Origin of the sequence: Streptomyces sp. UW30 (assembly GCF_008042075.1) — a bacterium.
In the GTDB taxonomy this organism is placed as follows: domain Bacteria; phylum Actinomycetota; class Actinomycetes; order Streptomycetales; family Streptomycetaceae; genus Streptomyces.
This window is the reverse complement of the sequence record NZ_RDBN01000037.1, coordinates 791,859-804,727: the sequence shown is the minus strand read 5'-3', so window position 1 is coordinate 804,727 and position 12,869 is coordinate 791,859. Positions and strand designations below refer to the sequence as shown.

Genomic DNA, 12,869 nt, shown 5'->3' with positions numbered 1-12,869 from the left:
GATTGGCCCACCCGCCCTCGGGGAACCCGCAATTGCGTGCACCCGCGCATCGAGGACTACGCCCTGATCAGTGACGAGCAGACGGCTGCCCTGATCGGCAGGGACGGCTCGGTCGACTGGCTGTGTCTGCCCCGGTTCGACGCGGCCGCCTGTTTCGCCAGGCTCCTCGGCAGCGAGGACAACGGCCACTGGCGCATCGCCCCCAAGCACGCGGAGGGCTCCTGCACGCGCCGCGCCTACCGCCCGGACACGCTGGTGCTGGACACCGAGTGGGAGAGCGAAGAGGGCGCGATCCGCGTCACCGACCTGATGCCCCAACGCGACCGCGCCCCCGAACTCGTGCGCATCGTGGAGGGGCTGAGCGGCCGGGTCACCGTGCGCAGCACCCTGCGGCTGCGCTTCGGCTACGGCTCGATCGTGCCCTGGGTGCGCAAGTCCCACGGCCACCGGGTGGCCATCGCCGGCCCGGACTCGGTCTGGCTGCGCAGCGACCCCGCGGTGCGGACCTGGGGCGAGGACTTCAGCACACACTCCGAGTTCACCGTCGAGGCGGGCGAGACGGTCGCGTTCGTCCTCACCTGGCACCCCTCGCACGAGCCGCGCCCACCGCTCATCGACCCGTACAAGGCACTGCACAGCAGCATCCGGGACTGGCACAAGTGGGTGGGGCACTGCCACTACGAGGGCCCCTACCGCGACACCGTCATCCGCTCTCTGATCACCCTCAAGGCCCTCACCTACCGGCCGACCGGCGGCATCGTCGCCGCCCCCACCACCTCGCTCCCGGAGGAGCTGGGGGGCGTGCGCAACTGGGACTACCGCTACTGCTGGCTGCGCGACTCCACCCTCACCCTGAACGTGGGTCTGTCGATGGGCTACCGGCTGGAGGCCGAGGCCTGGCGCGACTGGCTGCTGCGCGCGGTCGCCGGCGACCCGGCCGACCTCCAGATCATGTACGGCATCGCGGGCGAGCGCCGGCTGCCCGAGTTCGAGGTGCCGTGGCTGTGCGGATTCGCGGGCTCCGCCCCCGTACGCATCGGCAACCAGGCCGTGGAACAGCTCCAGTTGGACGTGTACGGCGAGGTCATGGACACGCTGGCGCTGGCACGGGACGCGGGGCTGCCCACCAAGCCGCACATGTGGGCCATCCAGGTCGCCCTCGTCGAGTGGCTGCGCTCGCAGTGGCGCCAGCCCGACGAGGGGCTGTGGGAGGTGCGCGGCGGCCGACGCCACTTCGTGCACTCGAAGGTGATGGTGTGGGTGGCCGCGGACCGGGCGGTGCGCACCCTGGAGAGGAACCCGCGGCTGGAGGGCGACCTGAGCGGCTGGCGGGAGTTCCGCGACGAGGTCCACCGCGAGGTGATCGAGCAGGGCTACGACCCCGAGCGCAACACCTTCACCCAGTCCTACGGCTCCCGGGAACTGGACGCCGCCCTGCTGCTCATCCCGCGCGTCGGCTTCCTGCCGCCCGACGACCCGCGCGTCATCGGCACCATCGACGCGATCCGCACCGAGCTCAGCCACCGGGGCTTCCTGCTGCGCTACAGCACCGACGAGACGACCGTCGACGGGCTGACCGGCAGCGAGGGCACGTTCCTGGCCTGCTCGTTCTGGCTCGCGGAGGCGCTGCACATAACGGGCCGTACACACGAGGCACGCGAACTCTTCGACCGGCTGGTGGGGCTCACCAACGACGTGGGCCTGCTGGCCGAGGAGTACGACCCCGTCTCCGGCCGCCAACTCGGCAACTTCCCGCAGGCCTTCAGCCACATCGGCCTGGTGAACACGGCCCTCGCCCTGTTCGGGGCCGAGGGGGCAGGATAGAGGCCATGGATCTTGGACTGAAGGACCGGGTGTACGTCGTCACGGGGGCCACTCGTGGGCTGGGCAACGCGGCGGCGCGTGAGCTGGTGGCCGACGGGGCGAAGGTCGTGGTGACCGGCCGGGACGAGAAGCGGGTCGCCGACGCGGCGGCCGAACTGGGGCCGAACGCGGTCGGGGTGGCCGTCGCCAACGCCGAGCCGGACGCCGCGGCCCGGCTCATCGCCGCCGCCCGCGACGCCTTCGGCGGGTTCGACGGCATCCTGGTGAGCGTCGGCGGGCCGCCGGCCGGGTTCGTCGCGGACAACACGGACGAGCAGTGGCAGACGGCGTTCGACTCGGTGTTCCTCGGCGCGGTGCGGCTCGCCCGGGCCGCGGCGGCGGAGCTCGACGAGGGCGGCGTGATCGGGTTCGTGCTGTCGGGGTCGGTGCATGAGCCGATTCCCGGGCTGACCATTTCGAACGGGCTGCGGCCCGGGCTCGCCGGGTTCGCCAAGTCGCTCGCGGACGAGCTGGGGCCGCGGGGGATCCGGGTGGTCGGGTTGCTGCCGGCCCGTATCGACACGGACCGGGTGCGGGAGCTGGACGGACTGTCGGCGGACCCGGAGGCCACCCGGGCCGCGAACGCCGCGCGCATTCCGTTGCGGCGGTACGGGTACCCGGAGGAGTTCGGACGCGCGGCGGCGTTCCTGCTGTCGCCGGCCGCGTCCTATCTGACGGGGATCATGCTGCCGGTGGACGGCGGGATGCGGCACGGGTTCTGAGCGGTCGGGCCGGGCGGCCGGTCAACTGACCCTTTCGGCACCGTGCTTGACGCCCTTCAGACGGACCTCTGTCGGCAGTGCCGCGAGGCCCGCTGAGGTGCGGGCATGTGCGAGGGCCTGGGTGGTGAGGTCGTTCAGCGCCGTCCCCGGGTCGACGTGGGGTGCCAGCAGGAGCCGTACCCGGGTCTCCGGAGTGCTGCGCCGGCCCGTCAGGTGGACGTGGGCGCGTTGGACGCCCTCCAGGCCCGCCGCCTCGCTCGCCAGCACGCTCTCCAGGGCCCGGCCCCGCAGCAGTGCGCCCTCGCCGTCCCCGGTGTCCACCAGGACCTCCGCCAGGCGGCGCCGGCGCAGGTCCGCGGTCAGCCACCACAGGGCGAGCAGGACCAGGACGGCCAGCACGGCGATGACCGTCGGCCACCACCAGCCGTCGTCCCGCCAGTGCGTGCGCTCGGCGTCGCTGAGCAGGACGTCGTGGCGGTCGTCGTGGATCCACCAGGAGGGAGCCGGGGCCCCCAGTCCCACGGCGAGCACCGAGCCGCCGAGCACGAACAGCACCAGTCCGACCAGCCCGATCAGCACCCGGTTGACCACCCTGAGCACGGCCCTCACCCCTTCCGTCCGAGTCGCCGTACATGCACCGACAGCGCGGGCGGGCGGGACAGCCCGAGGCCCCTGATCGCGTCGGCGAGCGTGGCGTCCAGGTCGGTGCGTACGTCGTCCAGGTCGCGGAAGTGCGAGACCGCGCGGACGTCGGCCCGCTTGCGCCCCATCCGCACCCATACCGACTGGACCCCGGAGATCTCCATGGCCCGGTCGCGCAGGACCAGGGCGGCCAGGTCGCGGTGGAGTGCGGCGCGTACGTCGGTGTGGGTGCGGCGCATCGGCAGCACCTGCCGCAGGCCGGGCGTGGCGGCCAGGACGAGCAGCCAGAGGCCGAGGACGGCGACGACACCCGCGCCGACCAGGACCCAGATGTCGTCGAGGGGGCGCTCGGCGAGCTGGTGGGCCAGTCCCCGGCGCCAGCGCATCCCGGCCCGGTCGGCCCGCACGGCCGCGATGTCGTACAGGAAGACGCCCGCGAGGAACAGCACCACGAGTGCAGTGATCGCGGCCGGGATCCGGCGGGCCGACCAGAAGCGGCGCTCGCGTCCGCCGTCGCCGTCGAGTGCGGTCGGCGGCTCGTAGTCCGCCGCCGACGCCGACTGGTCGAGTGGCTCGGGTCCGGTCTCCTTCTCCAGGACCGGGAGTCGTTGTGTGGTGCCCTCGGACTCCTGGGACTCGCTCATCGCGTCCTCCCCTGTGCCGCGCCCTGTCCGGGCGCCGGGTGCAGCCGCTCCACGTGCACGGCGACCTCGGGCACCTCCATGCCCACCAACGCGCCTACCCGCTCCACGACCCGCCGACGCACGGCCGCGCACCGGGAGCCGATGTCGGTGGGGTATGCGAGCTCGACGTGGACGCGGACCCGGGCCGCGTCGACGGTGGTCCCCTGCGCGGCCTGGGGGCGCACGACGACATGGGCGTAGGGCCGGGCGGCGTCCTTGGGCAGCGGCCCCACGGCTTCGCGCGCCGCCTGGGAGGCGATCTTCGTGACGACACGGTCGGCGATCCGGGTCGCCCCGCGCTCACCGGCCGGGACGACGGTCGCCGGTCCGCCTGTTTCCGTGGCCTGCGCGCTCACGGACGTCACCGCCGGTCGCGTCGGCCGTCACGCGGGCGGAAGAAGTCGCCGAGTTCGTAGTCGCCCTCCAGGAACCAGCCGACGCCGAACCCGATCGCGCCCAGCGCCGCCACCAGCAGGAAGGCGCCGAACCCGCCGAAGTACCCGGCGAAGCCCAGCACCATGCCGGCGATCATGCCGAGCAAGGCCTTGCTCATGGTGCACTCCGTTCGGTTGCCGGTGGCGCCGGTGCCTCACCGGATCCGGATGTCATTGGATCCGCGACTCCGGCTCTTCTTCCTCTTCCTCGGGAAGCTTCACATCACTCACCGCGATGTTGACCTCGACGACTTCGAGTCCCGTCATCCGCTCGACGGCGGCGACCACGTTCTCCCGAACGGCTCGCGCCACGTCGCCGATCGACACGCCGTAGTCGACGACGATCTCCAGGTCGAGGGCGGTCTGCACCTCGCCGACCTCGACCTTGACGCCGCGGGTCACGGATTTCGCCGTGCCGGGCACCCGTTCCCGTACGGCGCCGAAGGTACGGCTCATCCCGCTGCCCATCGCGTGCACGCCGACCACGTCGCGGGCCGCCATGCCGGCGATCTTCTCGACCACGCCGTCGGCGATGGTGGTCCGCCCGCGCCCGGCCGGGTCCCCGCCGCCGCGCTTGGTGGTCCTGCGCGCCGACGCCACGGTCTCCTCAGGGTTCTGCGTCCGGTTCTGCTCCATGTCGGTCATCGCCGTACGTCCCTTTCGGTTTGTCGTTCCTTCGACCACCGTAAGCGCGGTTGCCGCACCATGCTCCGCGGATGCGGCAGGCTGGAGGAATGACGACGGCGAACCGGTGGACGCAGGAAGTGCGGCGGCATCAGGTGGGGCTCGGAAGGCTGCTGCCGTTGGGCGGCGCGCACGACGGCGTGTGGATCTCAGAGGAGGCGGCCGAGGCGGTACTGCGGCGCGCGGCCATGGTCATGCGCGGGGTACGCCTCGACGCACTGCGGATCGCGCTCAGCGACCCGGAGCACGCCGGCGAGGCCGCCGTACTGCCACCGCCGAGCGCGCTGCCGCCGGGCCCGCTGCGGGTGACGGCCGACTTCGCGGCGACGGCGGCCGAGCCGCTGCCGGCAACGGCGGACCGGCTGCGCGCCCTGCTGGCCGCAGCGGCCACGGAACGCCTCGGGCTGGAGGTGACCGAGGTGGATCTGAGGGTGACGGCCCTGCTCGACGAGGACGCCGAACCCGCGTCCGTACGGCAGCCGGAGCCGGCGCAGGCCACCAAGCCCGAGGCCGGCGACGAGGAGCGCGTCGCCGCCGCGGCCCTGGCGGTCCCGGGGGTGAGTGAACTGACCTGCACCCTGGGCGGGTTGGGGCAGGCGGTGCACATCGAGAAGCGGCACGGCACGGCCGTACTGCCGTACCGGCATGTGCGCGTGGAGATCGCGGTGCGCGGGGACCACCGGGCCCTGGACGTGGCCCGGGAGGTCCGCAGGAGGGTGCGCGAGGCGCTGGCGGATCATCCGACGGTGGCCGTGCTGGTGACGGCCGTCGGCTGACCGGCAGGCGGCCCGAACAGGGCAGGCGAAGTCCACTGCGGATCGGCAGCGCCGCCCAGGGGCGCGGGGAACCGCGCGACCGGCCACGGCGGCGCCGCGGACGAGCGACGACATGACGCGGCACTGCCGGCGGAGCGCCGGCGCCTGTCCGGCGGATCATGCCGGCGTCGCGGGGCCCGGCACGCCCATCTGGGCTGATGAGATGCCGTTACTTGCAGCCGGCCCGATCCGCCGGACAGGCCCTGGCCTCACCAGGCCCTAGTCGCCGTGGCCGGCCAGATCCCGCAGCCGTCGCGCCTGCGCGGCCCGCTCGGCACCGCGCTGCTCGTCGTACGTGCGGTCCAAGGCACCGCGGATCAGCGCCTTGGTCTCGACGACAGCGTCGCGCGGCGCGGCCACGATCGCCCCCGCCAGATCGCGTACGGCGTCGTCGAGCTGGTCGGCGGGCACCGCGAGGTTGGCGAGTCCGCTGTTCACAGCTTCCTCGGCCAGCACGAAGCGCCCCGTCACACAGATCTCCAGCGCGCGGCCGTAGCCGACCAGACCGACGAGCGGATTCGTGCCCGTCAGGTCCGGCACCAGCCCGAGGCTGGTCTCGCGCATGGCGAACTGCACGTCGTCGGCGACGACGCGCATGTCACAGGCGAGCGCGAGCTGGAAGCCCGCCCCGATGGCGTACCCCTGCACGGCGGCGATGGACACGAGGTCGTTACGCCGCCACCAGGTGAAACCCTCCTGGAACTCGGCGATGGCAGCGTCGAGTTCACCGTCGCTGCTGCGCGCGAGATCCATGAAGGAGGACTCGCCCTCGATCCCCTCGGGCGTGAACATCTGCCGGTCGAGTCCGGCGGAGAAGGCCTTGCCCTCGCCGCGCAGCACAACGACCCGCACGTTGCCCGGCAGAACCCGCCCGGCCTCGGCGAGCGTCCGCCACATGGCGGGGCTTTGTGCATTGCGCTTGGCCGGGTTGGTCAGCGTCACCGTGGCGATCGCGCCGTCGACGGTGAGCCGTACGCCGTTCTTGTCGAGCAGGGGAGCGAAGTCCTGGTCGGGCGAAGCCATGGGGTGCCTCCGATGCGTGCGGTCATCGCGGGATGCCCGGAGGGCATCCACTAAGTGACTGCACAGTAACCACCCGGTCGATCAGACAACCGACCGGGTGGCCACCATCGAAGCCGATGGGCCGCCCGGGCTCAGGACGATGCGGCCTTTTTGCCCCGCGTCGCCCCGCCACGCCCACGGAGCGTGACGCCCGATTCGCTGAGCATCCGGTGTACGAAGCCATACGAGCGACCGGTTTCCTCGGCCAGCGCCCGAATGCTCGCACCGGAGTCGTACTTCTTCTTCAGGTCTGCCGCGAGCTTGTCGCGCGCGGCGCCGGTTACCCGGCTGCCCTTCTTCAGAGTCTCGGCCACCCGTGCCTCCTCATGGGAAGTGCGCTCTGGTCTCCTCATGATCACCCCTCCGGGGCTTCATGGCCACCCATTCGGCAAGGTCCGTGAGACATGGTTGTGACGACAGGAGCGCATCCCCACATGCGGAATCTCGAATTCCGCTGCACCTTGTCCGTACGGCCGAACGGGTTCTTTTACGAAGCCCCAGGTCAGAGCAACACGACGGCCGAGCCCTTGTCGATAAAGGACTCGGCCGCGAAATCGATGTAGCACACACCTCGGTACGAGGAGATCTCACACAGATGATGGATCACCGATGGGCCGAATGATCCATAGCCTGTTGATCACGCATTCGATCAAGCGAGGGCGACGAGATCGGCGTAGTCGGCGCCCCACAGGTCCTCGACGCCGTCCGGCAGCAGAATGATCCGCTCCGGCTGGAGCGCCTCGACGGCGCCCTCGTCGTGGGTGACGAGGACGACGGCGCCCTTGTAGGTGCGCAGCGCGCCGAGGATCTCCTCGCGGCTGGCGGGGTCGAGGTTGTTGGTGGGCTCGTCGAGCAGGAGGACGTTCGCCGACGACACCACGAGGGTGGCGAGGGCGAGGCGGGTCTTCTCGCCGCCGGAGAGGACACCGGCGGGCTTGTCGACGTCGTCGCCGGAGAACAGGAACGAACCGAGGACCTTGCGGACCTCGACGAGGTCCAGGTCGGGGGCGGACGAGCGCATGTTCTCCAGGACCGAGCGCTCCGGGTCGAGGGTCTCGTGCTCCTGGGCGTAGTAGCCGATCTTGAGGCCGTGGCCGGGGATGACAGCGCCGGTGTCGGGCTGCTCCGCACCGGCGAGGAGCCGGAGCAGGGTGGTCTTGCCGGCGCCGTTGAGGCCGAGGATGACGACCCGGGACCCCTTGTCGATGGCCAGGTCGACGTCGGTGAAGATCTCCAGGGAGCCGTACGACTTCGACAGACCCTCGGCGGTCAGCGGCGTCTTGCCGCAGGGGGCAGGCTCCGGGAAGCGGAGCTTGGCGACCTTGTCGGAGACCCGTGCCGCTTCGAGTCCGGCGAGCAGCCGGTCGGCGCGCTTGGCCATGTTCTGCGCGGCGACCGTCTTGGTGGCCTTCGCGCGCATCTTGTCGGCCTGCGAGTGCAGCGCGGCGGCCTTCTTCTCGGCGTTCTGCCGCTCGCGCTTGCGGCGCTTCTCGTCGGCCTCGCGCTGCTGCTGGTAGAGCTTCCAGCCCATGTTGTAGACGTCGATCTGGGCGCGGTTGGCGTCCAGGTAGAACACCTTGTTCACGACCGTCTCGACCAGGTCGACGTCGTGGGAGATCACGATGAAGCCGCCGCGGTAGGTCTTCAGGTAGTCCCGCAGCCAGACGATCGAGTCGGCGTCCAAGTGGTTGGTCGGCTCGTCGAGCAGGAGCGTGTCCGCGTCGGAGAACAGGATGCGGGCGAGCTCGATACGGCGGCGCTGACCGCCGGAGAGCGTGTGCAGCGGCTGGCCGAGCACCCGGTCGGGCAGGTTCAGCGCGGCGGCGATGGTGGCGGCCTCGGCCTCGGCGGCGTAACCGCCCTTGGTGAGGAACTCCGTCTCCTGGCGCTCGTACTGCCTGAGCGCCTTCTCGCGGGTGGCGCCCTGGCCGTTGGCGATGCGCTGTTCGTTGTCACGCATCTTGCGGATCAGTACGTCCAGACCGCGCGCGGACAGGACGCGGTCGCGGGCGAGGACATCGAGGTCGCCGGTGCGGGGGTCCTGCGGGAGGTAGCCGACCTCGCCGGAGCGGGTGATGTTGCCGCCGGCGGGGATGCCCTCGCCGGCGAGGCACTTGGTGAGGGTGGTCTTGCCGGCGCCGTTACGACCGACCAGACCGATGCGGTCGCCCTTGGCGACGCGGAAGGTCGCGGACTCGATGAGGACGCGCGCACCGGCGCGCAACTCGATACCGGAGGCGGAGATCACGGACAGACTCCAAGGCGAGGGAAGGTGGCGGGATGGGCGGCTGAGGACGTTCCCGCCGTCTAATGCGCGAGGAGAATGGCCATGAGGCCAGTCTAACGGGGCCGTGCAACCACTTTTTCTGGGATCGGGTGTTCGGACCGGACCGCCCGCCCGTCCAGGGCACGTCGGGGCAGGACTGGGCGATGAGGGGCCTCCTGCCGTGATGTTCGGCACGTGCGGTGCACGGCAAGGCGCCGGGCGCCTCTCCCCCGTTCGGCACTTCCGCCGGAGTCCCGGGCGCTGCTCACGGGCCGTTGTCAGTGGCCGCTGCAAGACTGGGCAGCGGCTCGAAATCCGGTCGAGGGTCGGCGGTCGCCGGCTGTGGACCACGGCGATTGATCACAAAGGGGTGATCGGCATGGCAGGCACGAGCGGCGGGCGTCCGAGTATCTATCCGACGCTGCGGTACGCGGACGCGAAGGCGGCGATCAAGCAGCTCACGGAGGCCTTCGGGTTCACGGAGCTCGCGGTGTACGAGGGCGAGGACGGCTCGGTGGCGCACGCCGAGCTGGTGCAGGGCAACGGCGCGGTGATGCTGGGTTCGAAGGGCACCGGCAGCACCTTCGACAAGGCGATGCGGGAGGGCACGACGGGGGTGTACGTCGTCGTGGACGACGTCGACGCACACCACCGGCGGGCCGTGGAGCACGGCGCGGAGATCCTGATGCCCCCGACGGACCAGGACTACGGCTCGCGGGACTACATGGCCCGGGACCTGGAGGGCAATGTGTGGAGCTTCGGCACGTACGCCCCCGAGATCAAGGGCTGAGCGCCGGTCCGGCTCAGCTCCCCCCGGTGTGCACCTGGAAGGCGGCGCGGCGCACGGCTTTCGCGAGGGCCGGGTCGGGGTGCGCGGCGGCGAGCGCGACCAGGACCTGAACGGTGCGGGGATGTCCGACGGCGCGCACCTCGGTGAGGAGCGCGGGCACGGTCGGCTGGAGCGCGGACTCCAGGTGCCGTACGAGCATCGGGGCCTCACCGTGGTCGGCGACGGCGGCGGCGGTGTCGACCCACAGCCAGGTGGCCTCTTCCCGGGTGAGCACCTCGTGGGCGTCCTCGGGGTCGACGCCGTCGTGCTCGGCGAGCCACAGCAGGGCGTACGGCCGCAGGGTGGGCTCGTCGACGACGGCGTGTACGTCGGGCTCGGCGGGGGCGCCGACGACGCGCAGGGCCTCGAAGGCGAGGCCGCGCAGGAGGGCGTCGTCGCCGCGGGCGGCACCGAGGAGTTCGGTGACGGCGCTGCCGACGGGGCGGGCGGCGAGCCAGGCGCGGTACTCGTCGCGGGCGGCGTTCGGGCGGAGCTGGGCGCAGCCGCGGAGCATGTCCTCGGCCGCCTGCTCGATGTTCCCGGCGGGGCTCTGGGCGGCGACGCAGATCTGCTCCAGCTTGACCCAGACCGCCCAGCTGCCCAGCGGGGTGAGCGTGGCCTGTCCGTCGCCGCAGGTGAGGGCGCCGACGGAGGTGAGGGCGTGCAGGGCCCAGTCGAGGAGCGGGGCGAGGAGCGTGTCCTCGACGGCGGCCGGGGTGCTGGCCGGGGCGACGACCGGCTCGGGCTGCGGCCCGTAGGCGATCTCGCATCTCTCGGTGCGCAGCTCGGTGACGCGCTGCTCCAGCAGGTCCAGGAGCTGCTCGACGGGGACGGGCCCGGCGGACAGCTGGAGGAAGGAGAGCACCTGGGGCAGGGCCGAGACGACGTCGGCGACGGCACCGTGTTCGAGGTGGTCGGGTTCGGGGTGGGCGAGCGACCAGGCGTCGAAGAGGGCGACCCAGCCACGCAGTACGGCGCTGTCGTCGCGGTCCCAGGCGCGCAGCCGCCAGCCGGGGCGGGCGCTGTCGCCGTGCACCTCGACGAGACCGGCGAGCCGCGCGGTGTCCCAGTCGGCGCGTACCTGAGCCACGGTCAGGCCCAGGTCACCGGCCGCCCGTTCGGCGGTCGCGTCGGAGAGGGTGCCTTGGCCGTCGGAGTGCGTGCCGCCCCGGCCGGGGCTCAGTGCGGTGTCGGCCCAGTGGGCGACGCGGGCCGCGGCAGCCAGACCCGAGCGAGCCATTCTGGCCAGCTCGGCGCGGGCCGGTGTGCCCTCCGGGGGGCGCGGTGCGGGGCGGCGTGGGCGCCGCTGGTTCACAGCTCTGGGGGCGGCGGCCAGGGGTCGCGGGCGGACGAGTCGAAGCCTGGAGTCGCGCGGGATACGGGACGTCACGGGTGCAGTCTTCCGGTTGACGGTCCGAAAACCCAAACGGAATGTCACGAGGGGCGACGGGGATGGCCAACGCACGGGGTCCGGCGAGCGGCGGAGGACCGATAACAGGCCACTGGTACGGGCTTAAACGGAATCTGTCCGACCGGTGCGGAAGGGGGTGTCGCCGAGGGGGGTGACGGGGAGCGGAGGGACGGCCGCACCGGCGACGCACCGGCAGCCCGGGCCGCCGCACACCGAGGGACATCACATGAGCGGCGTCATGAAGCGGCGCAGTGACTCCTCGTAGGACTCGGGGTCGGCGTTCCACATGGCCGCGTGGGGGGCTCGATCGACCCGCTGGAGGGTCACCAGGTTGGGGTGGGCGTCGGCGAGGCGGCGGGAGAGGGCCCAGGGGGCCACCCGGTCGTCGGGGCCGTGGAAGACTAGCGTCGGCACCGTCAGGGGGGCGAGGGCCTGGCCGTCGATGTTCAGGCCGGTGCGGCCCTGTGCCGCGCGGACCGCGAGCGGCAGCAGCGCGCTCGGCGTGTGGCGGGCCGTGGCGAGGGCGCGCAGGGTGGCTTCCCAGCTGAGCACCGGGGAGTCCAGCACGAGGCCGGAGATCCGGTCGCGCAGCCCCGAGCGCGCTGCGGCGCGCAGCGCCATCGTCGCGCCGGTGGACCAGCCGAGCAGGACGAGTTGCTTGGCGCCGTACCGCACGGCGTAGCGCATCGCCGCGTCCAGGTCCCGCCACTCGGTCTCGCCGAGGTGGTTCAGCCCGTCCGACGGGCGGGGTGCGCCGAGGTCGCCTCGGTAGGCGAGGGCGAGGACCGGGAAGTGGCGGCCGGCCAGGAACTCCATGACGTTCATGGCGTGTTCGCGGGTGGTGCCGAGGCCGTGCACGGCGATGACCCAGGTGTCCCGTGCGGCGGGGACGAACCACGCGGGCAGGGAGCCGAGTTCGCCGGGGATGTCGACGTCGGCGTGGTCGAGGCCGAGGGCGGCGCTCGGATTGCCGACGTGCACGTTCGGGGTGAGCCAGACGCTGTCGCCGGGCTGGAGTGTGCCGTGGGTGACGCGTTCGAGTCGGCGTACGACGGTGTCGGCGGAGTGTTTCGCCGCGGCGAGGACGGGGCCGACGACCGCGTGCGAGCCGTCGCCGGAGAGGCCGTAGATGCCGGGGCGCAGCGAGGCCAGATGGCGGGTGAGCGCGATCTGGCCGGCGGCCGTGGCGTGCACGGTGAGCCGGGGTTCGGTGGGCAGGGGCCTGCCGGCGGGAGCCGTCAGCGCGGCCCCACTGGCGAGCCGCCCGGCGGCGACGCTCGCGGCGCCGGCGGCCAGAGCCACGGTGACGGCAGCGGCCGTCGCTTTGACAGTGCGCACCCCTCCAGTGTCCGGGCGGACGGGAGGAGCGGCCAGTGGGAGGGCGACTCGGGGTGAGGCCGGGGGACGCTCGGGGCGCGGTGGCGGACTGAAGTACGCGGCGGGGCATCTGCCGCATCC

Annotated in this window: 14 protein-coding genes; 4 read left to right on the top strand and 10 right to left on the bottom strand. The window is 72.3% G+C overall.

Translation table 11 applies throughout. From position 1 onward, the window contains the following. Positions 1-36 precede the first annotated feature (36 nt). The gene (locus EAO75_RS22285; protein WP_147996817.1) at positions 37-1,824 is read left to right on the top strand and encodes a glycoside hydrolase family 15 protein; all 1,788 of its coding nucleotides are present in this window, start codon (positions 37-39) and stop codon (positions 1,822-1,824) included. A 5-nt stretch (positions 1,825-1,829) separates the two neighbouring features. After that, complete coding sequence (locus EAO75_RS22280) at positions 1,830-2,585, top strand: SDR family oxidoreductase (RefSeq protein WP_147996816.1); 756 nt, start codon at positions 1,830-1,832, stop codon at positions 2,583-2,585. 21 nt (positions 2,586-2,606) lie between these two features. On the opposite strand, the gene amaP is transcribed toward EAO75_RS22280, so the two are convergent. From amaP to EAO75_RS22255, 5 genes are read right to left on the bottom strand one after another with little or no spacing between them, the layout of a single operon-like run. Then, positions 2,607-3,194 carry an alkaline shock response membrane anchor protein AmaP gene (gene amaP, locus EAO75_RS22275; protein WP_187284541.1) on the bottom strand — a complete coding sequence of 196 codons (588 nt, stop codon included), beginning with the start codon at positions 3,192-3,194 and terminating at the stop codon, positions 2,607-2,609. Beyond that, positions 3,191-3,871, bottom strand: coding sequence for a DUF6286 domain-containing protein (locus EAO75_RS22270; RefSeq protein WP_147996814.1), 681 nt, complete (start codon positions 3,869-3,871; stop codon positions 3,191-3,193). Before EAO75_RS22270 ends, amaP begins: the two co-directional genes overlap by 4 nt. After that, positions 3,868-4,275 (bottom strand): Asp23/Gls24 family envelope stress response protein, encoded by a 408-nt coding sequence (locus EAO75_RS22265; RefSeq protein ID WP_147996813.1) that lies wholly within the window; start codon positions 4,273-4,275, stop codon positions 3,868-3,870. The genes EAO75_RS22270 and EAO75_RS22265 overlap by 4 nt, the downstream gene beginning before the upstream one ends. Next, positions 4,272-4,463, bottom strand: a complete 192-nt coding sequence (locus EAO75_RS22260; RefSeq protein WP_147996812.1) for a hypothetical protein — start codon at positions 4,461-4,463, stop codon at positions 4,272-4,274. Before EAO75_RS22260 ends, EAO75_RS22265 begins: the two co-directional genes overlap by 4 nt. Positions 4,464-4,515: 52 nt before the next feature. Beyond that, entirely contained in the window at positions 4,516-4,989 is a 474-nt protein-coding gene (locus EAO75_RS22255; protein ID WP_147996811.1) for an Asp23/Gls24 family envelope stress response protein, read from the bottom strand. A gap of 89 nt (positions 4,990-5,078) precedes the next feature. On the opposite strand from EAO75_RS22255, the gene EAO75_RS22250 reads away from it, so the two are divergent. Next, positions 5,079-5,804 (top strand): nucleopolyhedrovirus P10 family protein, encoded by a 726-nt coding sequence (locus EAO75_RS22250; protein WP_147996810.1) that lies wholly within the window; start codon positions 5,079-5,081, stop codon positions 5,802-5,804. 258 nt (positions 5,805-6,062) lie between these two features. On the opposite strand, the gene EAO75_RS22245 is transcribed toward EAO75_RS22250, so the two are convergent. From EAO75_RS22245 to EAO75_RS22235, 3 genes are all read right to left on the bottom strand, one after another. Further along, positions 6,063-6,866, bottom strand: a complete 804-nt coding sequence (locus EAO75_RS22245; RefSeq protein ID WP_147996809.1) for an enoyl-CoA hydratase/isomerase family protein — start codon at positions 6,864-6,866, stop codon at positions 6,063-6,065. Positions 6,867-6,997: 131 nt separating this feature from the next. Then, a complete protein-coding gene (locus tag EAO75_RS22240) occupies positions 6,998-7,219 on the bottom strand; it encodes a helix-turn-helix domain-containing protein (RefSeq protein ID WP_004002281.1) in 222 nt (73 codons plus the stop codon). A 335-nt stretch (positions 7,220-7,554) separates the two neighbouring features. Then, entirely contained in the window at positions 7,555-9,153 is a 1,599-nt protein-coding gene (locus EAO75_RS22235) for an ABC-F family ATP-binding cassette domain-containing protein (RefSeq protein ID WP_147996808.1), read from the bottom strand. A gap of 397 nt (positions 9,154-9,550) precedes the next feature. Here EAO75_RS22235 and EAO75_RS22230 point away from each other — a divergent pair, with 397 nt between their 5' ends. Beyond that, positions 9,551-9,961, top strand: a complete 411-nt coding sequence (locus tag EAO75_RS22230) for a VOC family protein (RefSeq protein WP_187284539.1) — start codon at positions 9,551-9,553, stop codon at positions 9,959-9,961. A gap of 13 nt (positions 9,962-9,974) precedes the next feature. Here EAO75_RS22230 and EAO75_RS22225 read toward each other — a convergent pair whose 3' ends face one another. Together EAO75_RS22225 and EAO75_RS22220 are read right to left on the bottom strand one after the other, a co-directional pair. Then, positions 9,975-11,390, bottom strand: coding sequence for a hypothetical protein (locus EAO75_RS22225; RefSeq protein ID WP_187284538.1), 1,416 nt, complete (start codon positions 11,388-11,390; stop codon positions 9,975-9,977). A gap of 243 nt (positions 11,391-11,633) precedes the next feature. Next, complete coding sequence (locus EAO75_RS22220) at positions 11,634-12,749, bottom strand: alpha/beta hydrolase (protein ID WP_147996807.1); 1,116 nt, start codon at positions 12,747-12,749, stop codon at positions 11,634-11,636. Positions 12,750-12,869 lie beyond the last annotated feature (120 nt).